The 16,295-nt window shown below is 60.7% G+C and carries 16 protein-coding genes; 3 read left to right on the top strand and 13 right to left on the bottom strand.

Annotated elements, in window-relative coordinates; translation table 11 throughout:
- Window positions 1-14: 14 nt before the first annotated feature.
- The 7 genes from AB9K34_RS08300 to AB9K34_RS08270 all read right to left on the bottom strand — a co-directional run bounded on the left by AB9K34_RS08300 (window position 15) and on the right by AB9K34_RS08270 (window position 7,289).
- The gene (locus tag AB9K34_RS08300; protein ID WP_369953959.1) at window positions 15-1,094 is read right to left on the bottom strand and encodes an NAD(P)-dependent alcohol dehydrogenase; all 1,080 of its coding nucleotides are present in this window, start codon (window positions 1,092-1,094) and stop codon (window positions 15-17) included.
- Window positions 1,095-1,160: 66 nt separating this feature from the next.
- Complete coding sequence (locus AB9K34_RS08295; RefSeq protein WP_369953958.1) at window positions 1,161-1,535, bottom strand: MmoB/DmpM family protein; 375 nt, start codon at window positions 1,533-1,535, stop codon at window positions 1,161-1,163.
- Between the two features lie 21 nt (window positions 1,536-1,556).
- Window positions 1,557-2,618: an aromatic/alkene monooxygenase hydroxylase subunit beta gene (locus AB9K34_RS08290; protein ID WP_369953957.1), complete on the bottom strand. Its 1,062-nt coding sequence runs from the start codon at window positions 2,616-2,618 to the stop codon at window positions 1,557-1,559.
- 47 nt (window positions 2,619-2,665) lie between these two features.
- Window positions 2,666-3,724 (bottom strand): NADH:ubiquinone reductase (Na(+)-transporting) subunit F, encoded by a 1,059-nt coding sequence (locus AB9K34_RS08285; protein WP_369953956.1) that lies wholly within the window; start codon window positions 3,722-3,724, stop codon window positions 2,666-2,668.
- 83 nt (window positions 3,725-3,807) lie between these two features.
- Window positions 3,808-5,472 (bottom strand): aromatic/alkene/methane monooxygenase hydroxylase/oxygenase subunit alpha, encoded by a 1,665-nt coding sequence (locus AB9K34_RS08280; protein WP_369953955.1) that lies wholly within the window; start codon window positions 5,470-5,472, stop codon window positions 3,808-3,810.
- 63 nt (window positions 5,473-5,535) lie between these two features.
- On the bottom strand, window positions 5,536-5,874 hold the full coding sequence (locus tag AB9K34_RS08275) for a hypothetical protein (RefSeq protein ID WP_369953954.1): 339 nt from the start codon (window positions 5,872-5,874) through the stop codon (window positions 5,536-5,538).
- A gap of 155 nt (window positions 5,875-6,029) precedes the next feature.
- Window positions 6,030-7,289, bottom strand: a complete 1,260-nt coding sequence (locus AB9K34_RS08270; protein ID WP_369953953.1) for an RNA polymerase subunit sigma-54 — start codon at window positions 7,287-7,289, stop codon at window positions 6,030-6,032.
- 83 nt (window positions 7,290-7,372) lie between these two features.
- Here AB9K34_RS08270 and AB9K34_RS08265 point away from each other — a divergent pair, with 83 nt between their 5' ends.
- Window positions 7,373-8,326, top strand: a complete 954-nt coding sequence (locus tag AB9K34_RS08265; RefSeq protein WP_369953952.1) for a hypothetical protein — start codon at window positions 7,373-7,375, stop codon at window positions 8,324-8,326.
- On the opposite strand, the gene AB9K34_RS08260 is transcribed toward AB9K34_RS08265, so the two are convergent.
- The 3 genes from AB9K34_RS08260 to AB9K34_RS08250 are packed head-to-tail and all read right to left on the bottom strand — an operon-like array spanning window position 8,323 to window position 9,950.
- Window positions 8,323-8,502: a hypothetical protein gene (locus AB9K34_RS08260; protein WP_369953951.1), complete on the bottom strand. Its 180-nt coding sequence runs from the start codon at window positions 8,500-8,502 to the stop codon at window positions 8,323-8,325. The two genes, AB9K34_RS08265 and AB9K34_RS08260, sit on opposite strands and share 4 nt — an antisense overlap.
- A 19-nt stretch (window positions 8,503-8,521) precedes the next feature.
- Window positions 8,522-9,658: a WD40 repeat domain-containing protein gene (locus tag AB9K34_RS08255; RefSeq protein ID WP_369953950.1), complete on the bottom strand. Its 1,137-nt coding sequence runs from the start codon at window positions 9,656-9,658 to the stop codon at window positions 8,522-8,524.
- A 1-nt stretch (window position 9,659) separates the two neighbouring features.
- Window positions 9,660-9,950: a hypothetical protein gene (locus AB9K34_RS08250; RefSeq protein WP_369953949.1), complete on the bottom strand. Its 291-nt coding sequence runs from the start codon at window positions 9,948-9,950 to the stop codon at window positions 9,660-9,662.
- Window positions 9,951-9,997: 47 nt separating this feature from the next.
- Here AB9K34_RS08250 and AB9K34_RS08245 point away from each other — a divergent pair, with 47 nt between their 5' ends.
- Window positions 9,998-10,276, top strand: a complete 279-nt coding sequence (locus AB9K34_RS08245) for a hypothetical protein (protein WP_369953948.1) — start codon at window positions 9,998-10,000, stop codon at window positions 10,274-10,276.
- Between the two features lie 554 nt (window positions 10,277-10,830).
- Here AB9K34_RS08245 and AB9K34_RS08240 read toward each other — a convergent pair.
- Entirely contained in the window at window positions 10,831-11,739 is a 909-nt protein-coding gene (locus AB9K34_RS08240) for a hypothetical protein (protein WP_369953947.1), read from the bottom strand.
- 57 nt (window positions 11,740-11,796) lie between these two features.
- Window positions 11,797-12,465 carry a LysE family translocator gene (locus AB9K34_RS08235; RefSeq protein ID WP_369953946.1) on the bottom strand — a complete coding sequence of 223 codons (669 nt, stop codon included), beginning with the start codon at window positions 12,463-12,465 and terminating at the stop codon, window positions 11,797-11,799.
- 234 nt (window positions 12,466-12,699) lie between these two features.
- On the opposite strand from AB9K34_RS08235, the gene AB9K34_RS08230 reads away from it, so the two are divergent.
- Window positions 12,700-14,046 (top strand): ArgE/DapE family deacylase, encoded by a 1,347-nt coding sequence (locus AB9K34_RS08230; RefSeq protein WP_369953945.1) that lies wholly within the window; start codon window positions 12,700-12,702, stop codon window positions 14,044-14,046.
- Here the strand turns inward: AB9K34_RS08230 and AB9K34_RS08225 are convergent.
- The gene (locus tag AB9K34_RS08225) at window positions 13,987-16,284 is read right to left on the bottom strand and encodes a penicillin acylase family protein (RefSeq protein WP_369953944.1); all 2,298 of its coding nucleotides are present in this window, start codon (window positions 16,282-16,284) and stop codon (window positions 13,987-13,989) included. The two genes, AB9K34_RS08230 and AB9K34_RS08225, sit on opposite strands and share 60 nt — an antisense overlap.
- Window positions 16,285-16,295 lie beyond the last annotated feature (11 nt).

Genomic DNA, 16,295 nt, shown 5'->3' with positions numbered 1-16,295 from the left:
GATCTGTCTGGGGTTTAGGGTGTGATCGCGATCTTCAGCACGCCATCGCGCTGGTGGCCGAAGAGATCGTAGGCATCTTCGATGTCGTCGAGTGAATAGCGATGCGTGACGAGGCCCTTGAGGTCGACGCGACCCGAGCGGACCACGTCCATCATCCGCCGCATACGCTCTTTTCCGCCGGGACAGAGCGCCGTGCGGATCGTCTTTTCACCAAGTCCCGCAGCAAAAGCGTCCAGCGGAATTTTCAGATCATCCGAGTAAACGCCAAGGCTGGACAGGGTGCCACCGGGGCGGATGACCTGCAACGCCGCTTCGAACGTGGCCTGAAGGCCAAGCGCCTCGATCGACACGTCCACACCACGCCCGTCGGTCAGGTCCATGATGGCGCTGACCGGATCGTTCGACGCGCTGATGTCGACGACATCGTCCGCGCCCATCTTACGCGCCATCGCCAGACGCTCGGGAATACGGTCAACGACGATGATCCGGCTCGCACCCATCAGCCGCGCCCCCGCCGTGGCACAGAGCCCGATGGGCCCCTGGGCGAACACCGCGACCGTATCGCCGATCCTGATGCCGCCGTTTTCCGCCCCGGCAAAACCGGTCGACATGATGTCCGGGCACATCAACACTTCTTCATCGGTCAAGCCGTCGGCAATCGGTGCGAGATTGGCCATCGCATCGGGCACCAGAACATATTCGGCCTGGCATCCGTCAATGGTATTGCCGAACTTCCAGCCCCCGATCGGCTTCCACCCATGTTTGGTGCCGGCACCGTCCTGCGAACAGTAGCCGCACAGGCAGGCATGGCTCCATCCCGACGGGGTGATCGCTCCGGCAATGACGCGCTGGCCCTCTTCGAAACCCTTGACCGCCGAGCCCAGTTTTTCGATGACGCCGACCGGTTCATGACCAATGGTCAGACCCTTCTCGACCGGGTATTCGCCTTTCAGAATGTGGATATCCGTGCCACAGATCGTGGTCGTGGTGATCCGCATCAGCGCATCGTTGGGTCCGACATCGGGCATCGGTTTGTCTTCAAGAACGATGCGACCCTTTTCGACGAAGCACGCCGCTTTCATCATCTTAGCCATTGCAGCCTCTGGATATTTTCAGGAGTGGCCGTGGGCGCGGCGAACACGTGCCCACGGCAGGTCTGATCAGATATATTCCATCACCGCATTCATATCGCCGAAGAGGATCACGGTGTTGTCGTCGACCCGGACCATGCGGCCATAATGCGTCGACGTGTTCACCTCGAAGATCTCGGCAGTCATCTCGCGGCCGAGATATTCGGTAATCTCGTCCATCTTGAAAATCAGCTTGCCCTCACCGTCGATCCGGATTGTCGCCGGGTTATAGGTGATCGTGACATTCGGATCGTTCTCTTCCATGAACTCGGCAATGGCCCGCGCCTCGACGCTGTCATTCATTGTCACACCGCATTGATGCGACACCTCGCGCGAGTTCATGTCGATGTCTTTCATCGACTTGAAGATGTTCTGCTTGGATGCGTTACGCGCTACTGTAGACATCTTGTTTTCCTTATCTGTTTGTTAGTTGAGGCCGAGCTCACCGAGGATCTGGGACAGGCGCTCGCGCGAGATCTCCTTGACCTCTTGATACGAGACCGGCTTGGAATGCGGTTGCGACCAGATCGGCTGAAGTGCGTCGGCGGCTTTTTCCGCAATGGCCCCATGCTTGGCGAGCCACGCCTTGAAGAGCTTGCGATTGTGATCGCCGTGCTTTTCGTCGTTGGCGAGCAGATAGATCAGATCGACGGTGTTTGCGAGATTGCGCTCGTAGTCCGCCTCGGCAGCAGAAATCACAGGCGGGGTGATGAAATCGCTGTTGGCCGCCGCCGCCTGCATGAAGAAGCCCGAGCGGACCAGCTCGCCCACCAGCGGCTCGAACACGATGTTGATCGCGAAATACTGTTCGAGGTAATCTTCCGAACCCATGATGGTTTCGACCGCCTCGCGGCATGGCTGCCAGATCGGATCCTCAAGCCAGGTCTTCTTGCCAAGCTCATCGTCCCAACCTTCGATATCCATGCCGATCTCGGCCAGATAAAGTGTGATGTCCTGGGTCAGGCGCATCTTGTACGATGAGTTGGTCAGCGTGGCGTTGTTGATCATCTGCGTATAGCCATAGCGCTGCGCCTGCATGAGCGAGGTGCCCAGGCCGAACTCGGCGTGTTTCCACGCGCCCAGATGCTTCTGCAGGATGGTCAGCCAGACCTTGTCGAGCACCTTGTGCGCGCCGGCCTTGCGGGCGTTGGAGATGACGTTCTGCACCATCGTCTCGATCTTGGACTGGCGCTGGTAATGGGTCCGCTCCCATTCCTGGTCGGGCGCGCGAAAGGCGTGCCAGTTGCTGGAGAGTGCGGCCGTATTGTCCTTCTGGTAAGCCCCGCCGCCCTTGCCGCCTTCGAATTCGATGATCCAGTTCTGGATCAGGTAGCGTTCGGGATCGGGCTGGACGTCAACGGTAACGTCCTCGTAATGGGTGGCGCGCTTGCCGCGCGGCTGGAAATAGTTGTACTTGCGGCTTTTCGAGCCGACGAACTCAGCAGCGCCCGCAGCGCCGGATCCTACTGAACTAGATGTTGCTACCATTGTAGCCTCCCTTGATTGCTGTCACGTCACTAGCGTTCGGGCCGGTATCAGTGGCCCGAAGAACCGGAAGTGGGCGTGAACTTGTCGTAGAAGATGCGATCCGTGTCGAAATCGTGCATGAAGAGCACAGGCGTCAGCGCGTCGATCATCGGCGGCGGGCCGCAGGCATAGACATCGCCTTCGCCATCGATGCCGAGTTCCTTCAACCGGCGGTCGACCACCTCATGCACAAAGCCGCGTTCGCCGGTCCATTCGGCGTCGTCGTCGGCATGACTCAACACCGGGATGAATTCGACACCCGGGTTGGCCGCCGCAAGCGCATCGATTTCGTCGAGCAGGATCAGGTCGTCGCGTGACCGCGCGCCATAGAAGAAATATACCGGCCGGTCCTCGCCGCTGGCAGCGTGATCGTTCAGGATCGACCAGACCGGCGACATGCCCGATCCAGCACCGACCAGGATCACCGGTCCTTCCCGGTTTTCCCGTCGGAAGCACATCCCGTAGGGTCCTTCGACTTCGACTTCTGCTCCGGCTTTGATTCCTCCGTCGTCGAGTTCGTTCGAGAACCGTCCGTCGGGATATTTTTTGATGATGAAGGCGAGCTCTTGGGTTTCGCTCGGCGGATTTGCCATGGAGAACGAGCGTGTAATCTCCTCCCCTTTTTCCGTCCTGACCGTGATGTCGACATATTGACCCGCCCAGAATTTGAGTGGTGCATCCAGTTCGATCTGAACGCCTCGAATGTCATGGGTCAGTTTCTGAAAATCGACGATCTTGCCCGAGTACTGCCGGATCGGAATGGATTTCGAGAGAACCTCCTCGTCGTAATTCAGAAGTTCAATTTCCACGTCGCTATATGCCATGGTGCGACACATCAGGATGTGGCCGCTGTCTTTCTCCATGTCGTTCAAGGCGAAGGTGGAGTAATTCAGCATCTCGGTCTCGCCATCGAGCTGTACGCATTTGCAAGCCGAGCATTGTCCCTCTTTGCATCCGTGTGGCAGAGCGATGCCCTGGCGGAATGCGGCGTCGAGGATCGTTTCATCCTCCTCCACCTCAAATTCCACACCAACAGGCTCCAATCGGATGGTATAGGTGTCCGTCATTCTTTCCTCCCTGGGACACGGCGCGCGTCGGTCGCGCGACCGAGGGTGCGGGAGCCGCAATCGCGGCTCCCGGTCGTATCGTCTTAGTTGCAGGGGTTGATCGTGAACCCGGCGCGGTATTCGGCAAGATGGGCCTCGCGATCTGCGTCGTTCATCTCGCGCAGGATATTGAGCGGCGAGCGCAGGGTGTTGCCACGCACATGCTCGAGCTTCCACATATCCTTGTCGTCGAACCGCAGGTGCGGCTGCGGCACCAGGGTCTGGCCGTCCTCGCGAACGAAGTTCAGATCGACGATCGCATCCGCCAGATCCCAGCCGTCATAGAGCGTTTCCCACTCGCGCTTGCCCGAGAACTTGCCCATCGCCGGGGTCGGACGACCCTGATACTCGTCGGCGAACGCCTCGACCGCTGTCCAGCGATCCAGCTCGTGCGCGAAGGTGTGAAGCTGCCCGTCGATTTCATCGACAACCATGTCTTCGCGGATGAGACAAGGCACCAGGCAGGACCAGCAGCGGTGTGGGTACACATAGCCGGTTTCCTCGTTGAAGGTGATGACCTTCTCGCCGGGCTTCGAGAGCTTCCCGTACCACTTCCAGAACTCGCCGAACTCGGCATACCAGCCGGGATACTTGTGTTCGAACCACTCGAAATCCTTGTCGGTCTGCGCTTCGATCCGCCAGAAATTCACCGGCCAGCCAACGGCAAAGAACTGCGCGACCTTGTGGACGTAGTTCTTTTTGGTGATCCGGTTCCACGCTTCCTGAACGTCGTCGTGATGAATCTTCACGCCGTATTTTTCAAGCGGCAGCATGTAGGTCCGGTAATAGTCCTCGAAAATCCAGCGGTGCCACATTTCCGCGTAGGATTCCTTTTCCTTGTCGCGGTTTGTCGTGCCGTATTCGATGAACGTGCCGATTGCCGCATCGACGATGGCGTGGTTCTGCCAGAACGCATAACGCAGGTCACGCTCAAGCAGCAGGTGGTTTTCCGGTTCTTTCAGCGCCGCCATCAACAACGAGTGGCCATTGCCGATATGCCGGCTTTCGTCCGACTGCACCGACAGGAACACCGTCGGCAGGGCATAGTCACCGTTGCGCGCGGCTTCCGAGGGCATCGCGACGAACAGCGTGTTGGTAAAGGCGGTTTCCGCAACCACGGTCAGGTACATGCAGGCAGCGGTCATGGTATCGCCGGTGATGAAACCCTCGCCGAACTGGCGGCCGATCGTCGTGGCGTAGCACTTGCCGAACGCTTCTTCGGTAATGTCAAAGCCCGCGGGGTCGATATAGTTTTCCATGTACCACTTCTTCAGGTTCATCTGAATCGTGGAGTGACGGAATTCGTCGACCATCTGCATGGTGAAGCCGGTGCGCAGATCCTCGCCCGGTGACAGACGGGCAACCATCGCCATCGAGCGTGCGGCCGAGATCTCCGGGAAGGGGATGATCGCGAGGAACAGCTTCATCCATTCGATCCAGCGCGGTTCCACGTTGCGGAACATGTCACCGCGAAGCGCAGCATCCAGAGCGCCATAGACGCGGTTGTCCTTTTCCTCTTCCATTGGGAAGTAGGAGCGCAGGACCTGCTTCATCGGGTCACGTGGCGCCTTGGTGATCTTGTAGTCTGTCGGGAAAGTCGCTGCCTCCTGAACATAGGAGGGGTTCCAGCCAAGATCAGCGATCTTCTTGGTCGCCTCCCCGACCGAAATACCGCGTTGGGACGTGATTTTGTTGAGCGTCAAAGTCATGCCATGAGCCTCCTTAAAGCTCTGTGACCGGTCAGCCGGTCACGTTGGGTGGCTTTCGCCGTTTCATTTGGATGTGCCCGGCATTTGGCCGACGACACATCGGTTCTCGGCAAAGGTGGGGGACATCCGGTTGCTGCGCATGGCCAGTCCTGCGGCAATTGCCGGGCGCCAAGCGACATCCTTCATCCCGGTCCTTCGTTCTTTCGTGTTCTCCTGCACTGGAAAGCGCGTGTTATGCCTTTCTTCATGCAACGATGGTTCCAGATCGGCGGATGTGCATTTGCAGCATCCGAGTTTTTCAATGATGAGGCTGAAAATGCTGGCTGTTTTTCCAAAAAGATATTTTTTAAAGGCATCTATTCGCACTCGCAGCATACTGCCCGGTAAAAGCGAGTGTTTCATTGTCTTACGCCCGCAGTTACACAGCCGGTCGCCAGACGTTACACATGTGCTTTACACTCCGGTCCGAAGCATCGGACACGCAGCACGCCAACTGATCCGGCAAGCGCCAAAAAAGAGCCGATGATCGTCGGCAAGTTTCTATTTTATAATAAGAATCAGGCGCGCAGGCGTCGTTGCGCCACCGGTGCGAAACCAAGTTCCTGGCGGTAGTTCGCGACCACGCGTCTCGACACGGTCACGCCCTCGGCACCGAGCCGGTCGGACAGGCACTGGTCGCTGAGCGGGCTGCTTGGGCTTTCTGCCAGCAGCAGCTCCCGAAGGCGCGCCAATACCGTGGGTTTTGAAACCCCGCGCTGCGCGCAGCGTGACGAACGCCGTGCACAGAGCATGCGCGCCGGCACGATCCCATTCGGCCCTTCGATCAAAAGACCGTTCAGAACCCGGCTTACCGTGCTGAGGTGAAAGCCGGTCCGTTCGGCGATTGTTGCCTGGGTGAGTGGCTTCAGAGCCGCAGGGCCATTCCGAAAGAAATCACCCTGAACCTCGATCATGACCCTGACGATATGTTTCAGCGCGTTTTGCCGGAGTTCGAGAGCCTGTTTGAGCGCGCGGGCCTCTCCCACGGCCTGGCGCAGTTCAGGATACCTCTCGCCAGACCCTTTCGGCAGTACGTCCACCGTTGTCTCGAAACCCGGCTTGAAAACCGGCATCCAACCATCGCCATCCGGTTCGACCCGCACGTCCGGATCGCGCAAAAGCGTCGGATCATTGGTGAACCGGCTTCCGGGTTTGGGATCCAGCCGCCGCAAACGGGCGAGATGTTCCGAAACGGTCGCGGGGTCCAGAGCCGCCGCCTTTGCAAGTGCGTCCGCATCGCCGGTCTCAAGAACGGCAAGATGCACGAGCACGCGCTCCATCTCTTGGTCCAACAAATCCTGATCTTCGAGCTGCAGACGCAGGCAATCGGCAAGATCGCGGGCAAACAATCCGGCAGGCGAGACTCGACGCTGCACCAGGCGCAAGGCCGACTCGACCACCTCGCAGCCAAACCCCAGAGCCGCCGCGATTTCGGGAACCGGTCGGCTGATCCACCCCGTCGGCTCAAGCTCTTCGACGAGACCCACGATCAGCCGCTCCATCGCACCGCCCTGCGCGATCAGCCCCGACAATTCACGCAGGACGTGATCGTAAAGACTGTTTGGCGCATCCACCGGACCGGATTCCGGTGCATCCTGCGCGGCACCGGTCCGGTTCCAGGCATGTCGGCGACGCCGCACGACAAGAAACGGGTTGTTCTCGGCAATGCGCAAAAGATGTGTATCCAGCTCCTCCTGGGACATCCGTATCACATTGACGACATGCGCCATCCGAAACACCTGTGCCTGGCCGACGCGCGTTCGGGTCGAAACTCTCATCGTCCGATTTCCATTGAAATGTCTGGCCAAGTTTCAAAGCCACAGGTTACGCTTGGCACACCGTTTTCAGAATGACGGACGATATGGCCGACTCCACTCCCTTTGCTGCGATTGCACCGCTCCTTCACGCCCCGCCGGAACAGTCTTACCCGGGGCTGTCGCCGCAGCTTCTGGCGCGGATCAAACAGCTCTGGTCTGCCCGGGGGCTCGATTTCGACCAGATCTGGCGCGAGGGTATCCGCGCGTTGCCCGGGTTTCGGGCAGTGCCACAGATCGATGCGTCGCATGACAGCGCAGCGGTCGATCTGGTGTTTCTCTTCGATCAGGCGCTTTTGTGGGTCCGAGCGCTGCATGCCGCCACCGCCGCCGGCCACTCCGTGAGTATCGATGGCTTGTCGGCGGCCCAGTGGCATGGGCTTGCCGGTGTCACCGCCCGGTTGATCGAACAGATGACGGCCCTTCGATTGCTTGCCCTCACGGAACTGCCCCTGCCGGCGATGCAGGTCGCCCGTTCTCTGTCCGAGGATGCGGATATGGCGCTCGTTCTGCTTATCCGCCCGATGCTGGCGCGGAGGTTTTCCGAATGCAGCACGGCGGAAGATGCAAGCGACTTCTGGCGCCGCCACATCGCGGGCGGGCGCGCGTTCAAGGCGATCTCGGAAAAGCTCTACAGCGTGGGTATCGACCATTCCGCCGACACCGAATACGCGACATGGAGAAAATCGGTGCTGGCCACGCTCAGCACAGCGGTCCACAGCAACATCCTGAACACCACACCCCCCGGGGCACGGCAGGACAGAGCATTGCTGAACGATGACAGCCTGTATTTTGCAACCTTTCGAATACATGAGCTATGCGCCTATGCACACCTTCTGGCACCGGAACTGACGGACCTTCTGGACAAGGCAGGCGAAACCGCAGCGGGAACATTTGCGCCGCTCGCCGCCCCGCTCAGCGGAATACTCGTGAGCCAGATCCAGTGTTTGAACGCTCCAGCGTCAGAGCGCCAACGCCATGAGCAGGCCAGTCGCCACTAGTGCTTGGTTTCGTCGGCATTCCCCAGACGACCCTGAGATATCCATTGCGCCGCGAGGATCAGCGCCCCGGTGGCAAACTCCTTGCCATGATCGTCAATCATCTCTTCGGCGATCTTTGCCAGTTGCTGGAAGTAACTGTCTTTGCTCTGTTCTTCGGTGCTCAATGCTTGTTGCATGGTCTCTTTTCCTCTGGAGTTATTTGAACATCGCCTTGGGGAACGTCACGATCTCGGCCTTTCCCTTGCCGGTCCCGATCGCGAGATGATTTCCGTCGGGCGACCAGGCCAGCGCGTTCACCGGATCGCCGCCGCCTTCACGCAGCATCATCTCTTCGCGCTTGCCGATCTGGCAGATTGTGATCAATCCGTTGGCATACCCCACCGCACAGAGGTCGCGCATGGGGTGGGCCGCAACCGTCTCGACAACAGTCAGACCGGGTTTTCCGGTCTCGACCGGCAATCCCGGGTGTTCTCCGAACGGCAAGTCCGGCATCCGCCAGCCCACGACACGAAACGCGCCGGACGAGATCATCGCCTCGGCCTTCCTGCTGAAGTCGACCGACGCGATCGGTGCGGGGAAGCCCTCGATCCGGTCTGCCTGTCCTTTCGCGACATCCACGAGCAGCAACGCCTTGTCGGCGCATCCGCCCACCAGCCATCGTTCATCCGGCGACCAGCGCAAGCCTGTCAACGCGCCATCTGCCGCAATGTCCGCGACCGGGCTGAGCCCGTCAGTCGCGAGGATCGTCAGATGCCCCGAACCCCAGCAGGCCAGCCGATCCGCGCCCGGTGAGAGAGCGATATGGCGAATATCGTGAGCCAGTTCCGCCGAACCCAGCGATTCCGCGTTTTCGGGCGACATAACCTCCAGACTGCGACCGCGCGCAACAAGAAGACCGCGCTTGCCGGGGAGCGCGGAGAGCGCCGTTACCTGCGCGTCCTTCGCCTTGGCCACACGCAGGGTCAAACCCTTGGCGGTTGCGCGCCAGATTTCTTGTCCATCACGGTGCGCGAATGCAAAGCCCTGCTGCGCGACCTGGCACAGCCCTGTATCGGGATCTGCAATGGCCCCGTCGGACCGGACCGGAACAGGCAGGGGTTTCGTGCGCGGCCGGATGGTCACGCGACCGGTATCCGCTTCGGTCCGCATCCGGGTTTCCGGATCCTCTCCGTCCTTGACCCCCAGGAAAGCGAGCGTTCCGTCCGCCAGGGTAACGGCCACGGACGAGCCGATGACGTTGAATTGCACGTCGATGATTTCGCTTCCAAGCTCCCAGGAGCGCGCAATCAGGTCGAACAGGGATATGGATGGTGGCGTCAGATGTTGGGTCATACTACTTTTTTCTTTCGGTGGCGGCCTCGAGTTCACGATCAAGGACAGCCAGTTTTGCTTCGAGCTTTTCAATCCCGGCCGTGCAACGGGTCAATGCGGTGTCATTGGCGGCACGATCATCACGACGCAGGTCGTCGTCCGTGCCCTCCACTTCATCCTTCTGATCGAGGATCATCATGCCCCCCGCGATCTGGTTGAGCCGCAGGTTTTCGCTATTCGCCGCCGCGATGGCCTGAATGATCGAGAGACGCTCATTCAGTATCGTCTGGATATCGCGGGGCCGACTCGTCATGATGCCGATCCGACACGGGTATCACAGCAACGACCGGAGACATTGCCATGATGAACGATCCCGCCGACACGCGATTCCTGACCGCGCTGCAACAGGCTCTCGCAGATAGTGACGACCCCGATTGCGAGCCTTGCAGCGCCGCCGTGAACCAGGCCCTCGCGACAGGCGCGCCGACCGACTTGCGCGCGGCGCGCATCAGCATGGACTCGCTTCCCGACGAGCTCCGGGACAGGATAATGGCGCAGGTGCACGCACGGATGGCATTGGACCTGTCGGCAATCTGGGACCTCATGCCAGGGTCCCCTGGCACCCGGCGGCCCAACTGATAACGTCAGGGCCATGTCTGTCCCGGTCTGAGCGGCTGCGTCAAACACCGGACCCTCCTCCCTAGAGCTTCCGTCGATTGAATGGGAAGCAGACTAGCGCCGTTATTTCCGCCCGCGCAAACGAAACTGCGCGAGAAAAAGCGGATTCACGCCAGAAACAGGAGATCCGTAAAGTTTCGTTACGCCCGGACCGGCCTTAACGTAACGCATTGTTCCAAAATAATTTTATCTACGCGACCAGGCACCGCAATATCCGGGCACTTGTCATTCGCCCCATTGATTCGCGCGGCAATCCCGCCCGCGATCATCTGGCGCACATCGCCGTGAGTGGCGAACGTATTGGCAAGGCACCCTACCGCGCGAATGTCAGGGTCGATGGATTGAATGCTGAAGCCCCAGATCGGTCCGTGGATGCCCGGACGCCCGGTATAGGTTCATTGCGCCACCATAAATCTGTCACGCGGCGCGGTCTCGGTCGTCGCGATGTCATTCATCGGAACAGGGGGGATCGGCCGCCTGTCACTTCCTGAGCCATCGGGACGTCGGCTGATCTCTCAGAACTGCATGTTCAGAGCAAAGTAGATCTGCCATTCGGGCTGTCCGATCCCTTCGTGGGCGATGTTGTATTGCGGTTCGACAAACATGTTGTAGACGGTGTCGTTGGCCTTGATCACCTTTCCCAGCCGCAGGCCAAGCGGCATGCTGTAATCACCGTTGTTCAAATCGAACGTCCATAAAGGTGCGCCGCCGGTATACCAACCCTGGCCAAGCTGGTAGAACGCAAAGGGTTGAACCGCCGCGAGTTTCACCCTCTCGCGCCCGTTGGTGTCGCCGACGCCGTTTTGATAAGTCAGCAGGTAGCCATACTGAAACTTCGAACTGGTCGCGTTGAAATAGACATTGGCGATGCCCAACTGCCATTGATCATTGCCCAACCGGTCATCCTGGGCCGTGGGCGCAACGATTTGGGGACCGATCGCAAAGCTGATGTCCGGATTGGCAGATTCGAACAGATATGCGGCAAAGATACTGATATCGCCCAGATCGGTCACATCGTTCATATCCGTGCCGACAGGCAGGGTGTTGACCGGAACCGACACGCGCATGAGCCACGTACTCTCGCCTACGGAAAGCGGCTTGGCATAGCGTATGACGAACTGGTTGGCGGTCGCGTCGCTGTCACCGGTCAACGCGCCGATATAGTAGTTCTGCAGGTTGAGCGCCTGGATTTTGGCCAAGGGGTTGTTGGCTTGGGCGGCGGCGTCCTGCGCAGTGGAGACATTAGCGTTGGACATCGCTGCAATCGTAAGCATCGCGAGTAGAGCTTTCTTCATTGAAATGCTGTCCCTTCTGGTTGCCTTGATCCAATCTTCGCTCAGCTTAACCCAGACTCGGTGCGCGGCCAGATAAATATTGCGCATCGCCTCTTGTCCGCAGCTCACTGCGCTATTTTGGCGGGTCATGCCGCAGCGTCCCACAGACGAGGATCTGTCTCGCGGATACCTTGACAAGCAGCCTGATCAAAATGTGGATCGCTGATGCACGTTCGGGCGATCGGCAATCAGAGCGACCAGTCCGAGCCCGATGAAGATCCCGCCAACACCGTAACTGCCCAACTTCCCGAACTTACCCGATCCGGACAGGAATCTGGATGCGCCGCTCGCGGCAAGCGCATAGGCCGTATCGGTCGCTGCAGCCATAGCCACGAATACCGCTCCAAGCGCCATGCTTTGAGCCGCGATATTCCCCGTCGCAGTCATGAACTGCGGAAGAAAGGCCGCAAAGAAAATGGTGGTCTTGGGGTTCAGGAGCGCGACAAAGAACCCGTCACGGAAAATCCGCATCGCCGATTTAGGCGCTGGCGTCACATTCATTCTCGCGGTCTTGCGCGCGTCCCGTATCGTCTTCACGCCAAGATACACGAGATAGGCGGCCCCGGCCCATTTGACCACTGTGAAAGCGACCGCAGACACAGCAAAAAGTGCAGCCAGCCCCAAAGACGCGCCCATAGCATTTCCAAAGTTGCCCAGTGCCACGCCACCCACCGATGCCAGACCATATTGTCTGCCCTGTAGGCTGCTGCGCGCGACGATGTAGAGAACACTCGGCCCGGGAGTAACCGCAAGGATGAAGCTTGCGAGGAGAAATGCACCAAGAATGGAGCCGGAAGGCAGCAATTCGTTCATCATGTCAGTCGGATTCGCTTCGCTTTCTTTTCGACTTCTCGTTAGCAGAGTTTAACGGCATTGCAGAGCTATTTCAGTATCGATCCTCCCGAGCACGATGCATCTCGCGCGCGGAGCGGCAGGCACCTGGGCTGACCTTGAGTTTTGATTGCCGAAGTAATCACCGCGCCACGACACGCCTTGACCTCGCCGTTGGAGAAGGACAACAACTGGTGCCGGATATCGGGGGAACTGCGCATGACTGCCTTGACGCTTGATGAGAATACCGCCGCGCGAATAGCACAGGCGGTGGATGACGGTTTCGATGCGCAGATCGGGTTTCTCCGCGACTTTGTCGCGATCCCCAGCCTGCGTTTTCAGGAAGGGCCGGCGCAGGATTTTGTCGCCGATGCCCTGCGCGCGCGCGGTTACAGCGTCGACGACTGGACGATACGGCTCGCCGATCTGGAATCGTTGCCCGGCTTTGGTCCGATCATGGGCGATTTTTCCCGCGCACGGAGTGTTGTCGGCACGCACCACCCGGTCGAGGTCAAGGGCCGCTCGCTGATCCTGCAGGGCCATCTTGACGTTGTCCCGGAAGGTCCGACAGAAATGTGGACCCATCCGCCCTTTGATCCGGTGATCGAGGATGGCTGGATGTATGGGCGCGGTGCGGGCGACATGAAGGCTGGCACCGTCGCCGCCATTTTCGCGCTTGACGCGCTGGCCCGCGCAGGGGTCGAACCGGCGGCGCGGGTGCATGTCCAGTCGGTGATCGAAGAGGAAAGCACCGGGCTTGGCGCACTTTCCACGCTGCAGCGCGGCTATCGCGCCGACGCGGCGGTCCTGCCGGAGCCGTCAGACTTTACCATCAACCGCGCGCAGGTCGGTGCGCTCTGGTTCCGCCTGCGCCTGCGCGGCCGTCCGGTACATGTTGCCGTGGCGGGCGAGGGATCGAATGCGATCCTGGCCGCCCATGATGTGATCCGCGCCTTGCAGGGGCTTGAGGCCGACTGGAACGCCCGTGCAACCCAGCATCCCGTCTACGGTGACGTCGCGCATCCGCTGAATTTCAACGCCGGCAAAATCTCGGGCGGCGACTGGGCGTCGAGCGTGCCGGCGTGGTGCGACGTGGACTGCCGCATGGGCGTGCTGCCCGGACAGGACCTGGCAGAGGCCCGTGCCGAGATCGAAGCCTGCGTTGCCGCCGCCTCGCGCGATCATCCGTTTCTGTCAAACACCCCGCCGCAGGTGATCTGGAACGGTTTCCAGGCCGAAGGATATGTCCTGGGCGCGGATGCCGATCCGGCTCTGGGCGTCATGCAATCCGCCTATGCGCGCACCTTTGAAACCGACGCACCCCTGCAGGAGCGTAAGATGACCGCGTTGACCGATACGCGTTTTTACGGGCTCTATTACGGGATCCCGGCGTTCTGTATCGGTCCGCGCGCCGAAAACATCCACGGGTTCGATGAACGGGTCGATCTGCAATCGGTTCGCGATCTGACGCGTATGCTGGCCTTTTTCATCGCCGAATGGTGCGGTTTAAACCCCCGGAACCAGCGCGATGCGGGTGACGGTTGCGGCGTCCACCGCCTCGGCTGAATAGCGCATCGGTACATAATCCCCCGCCGCCCACATCGGCGCCAGGTCGTCGTAATGCGTACTGCCCGGCACTCCCGACTGTCCGGGCGCATTGATCCAGACGCTGTTGTCCCAGGCACCGACATCGACCACCATCCGAACCGACGCGCCGGTATGCACGCGGAAATCCGATGCGTCGTAATGGCCAAGCATCACGGTCGTGCTGCTGCCGCCGGTACTCAGGGGGCCGACGTCGTGGCCGGTGCCCAGGGGCGTCAGGGCATGGCGGAAATATCCCTTGTGCAGGTCGCCCCAGCGCCAGACGGCAGGATCGTCTCCGAAGCGTTCTGATGCCTCCTGCCAGGCGGCGGCGAGGGTTTCAGCCAAAAGCGCCTCGCGGTCGCCCAATCGCTCGGCCAGCGCCGGACGCTCTCCGGTCAGGGCGCGCAGAACGGTGGGAATGTTGCCCGGAACGAGGAAACGGCGCAGATCCGGGTCGGGGGCAAGCACCTCAAGCAGAGCGGGGCGAAGGTGCCGCGACAGCCACAGCTCGAACAGCAGCGCAGCCGCGCTGTCGTCGCGCGCGTATCCGTCCCAGCCGCGCAACAGGTCGCGCGCCGGCGCAAGGGCGCCTTCTGGCACCAGCGCGGCAATGCCGGCGGCGGCGGCCGAGAACGTGTCGCATTGCAACGCACAGTTACCCGCCACGTCACGCGCATTGCCGTTGCCGATCATATCCGCGATGCGGTCGGCGCGACCGTCCTCGAACCATTCGAAGCCGATGGGATGCGAATCGTGATCCCAACCTTCGGGGACATTCATCTCGTTTGCGGAATGGACAAAGCCGCATTCCGGGTTGCGCAGACCGGGCAGGTCGGCGGCGGTGAAGTAACCTTCCCATTCGTGGCTGCCATCGCCCGCGACCGGGACCAGCCCGCGCCAGCCGCTGCGACGCGGGACATAAGCGGCGGGCTGCCAGCAGATATCGCCCGAGGTATCGGCATAGACCATGTTGACAGATGGCGCGCCCCAGGTTTCGAGGCTCTGGCAGAAGCTGCCGACATCGGTGGCGCGCATGGATTTGAGGCTCGCCATATAGGGCGCGGAGCCGGGATCGGTAAAGACGGTGCGCACCGCGAGCGCGGTGCCGCCAGAGTTCCAGACCACCGGACCGTGACGCGAGAAGCTGAGCGTCAGCTTCTGGTCCGGCGCACCCTTGACGGCAAATGTCTCGGTCACCTCCGTGAAGTGTTCACTGCCGTCACCATACCGATAGGATCGCCCTTCGTCGGTGGTTTCATACACCATCACGTCCTCCTGATCCGCGCAGAAGATGGTCAGGCTGAAGGCCGCCTCGCCATTATGACCGGCCATGATCCCCGGCGAGGACGGCTCACCCGCGCCGATGAGGTCGAGCCCCGTACCGGTGAGATGCACCATGTAGCGCAGCGAAGGCGCGGCGTGCTGACGATGCGGATCGCTGGCCATGATGGCGCGGCCGGTTTCGGTCAGGCCCGGAGCGATGGCCCAGTTGTTCGAACCCTCCATCGCGCGATGCACCGTCTTTTTCGCATCGACCTGGCTCCATTGCCCTGCCTCATCCAGCGTCGCGGCCAGCCTTTCCTTTGAGAAGGTGACGGGCGCGGTGGCGAGTTCGTATACCGCGAGCGCGTTTGCGGGCAGGTCGGCACGGGCCATCTGCCGCCATTCCTCTGCGGGGACGGGCGGGCTGAGCGGCGCGCGCAGCAGGTCGGTTTCGGGGTCGGACAGCCGATGCACCTGCATCCGTGCCAGTTCCGACGCCGCGTTGCGCGACAGGCAATGCGTACGAATGCGCACGACATCCTCTGCCTGCCAGTGCGCGGGCCGGGTGCCAAGGGCTTCGAACTCCGGCGGCAGCGGCATTGACCCGGCCAGCACCAGATCGACAGCGGCATTTATACCGTTGGCAAAGGCCGTACAGATCTGTTCCGCATCCTCACCGTAGGCCGCCCATTCGGGTGCCATCTCGCCGCGGTAGAGAAACAGCCGGGCGGCGCGGTCCTGCATCAGGTAGCCCGGCCCGAAATCCGCCGCCAGCAGGCCGAGACCGCGCTTGCGCCACAGGTCGATCTGCCAAAGTCGGTCACGGGCGGCGTTGAACCCCTGCAGAAAGAACACATCATGCACCGTCTCGGCGCGGATGTGAGCGAGGCCCCAGCGATCGATCGATATGCTCGCCGGGGCGTCGAGGCCGGGCAGGGTCAGGGTGTCATCCATGGGTATATCCT

The sequence above is a fragment of the Sedimentitalea sp. XS_ASV28 genome, assembly GCF_041224545.1.
In the GTDB taxonomy this organism is placed as follows: Bacteria; Pseudomonadota; Alphaproteobacteria; order Rhodobacterales; family Rhodobacteraceae; genus Sedimentitalea.
Note: the sequence above shows the minus strand (reverse complement) of the source record. Positions and strands in the feature narration are given on the sequence as shown.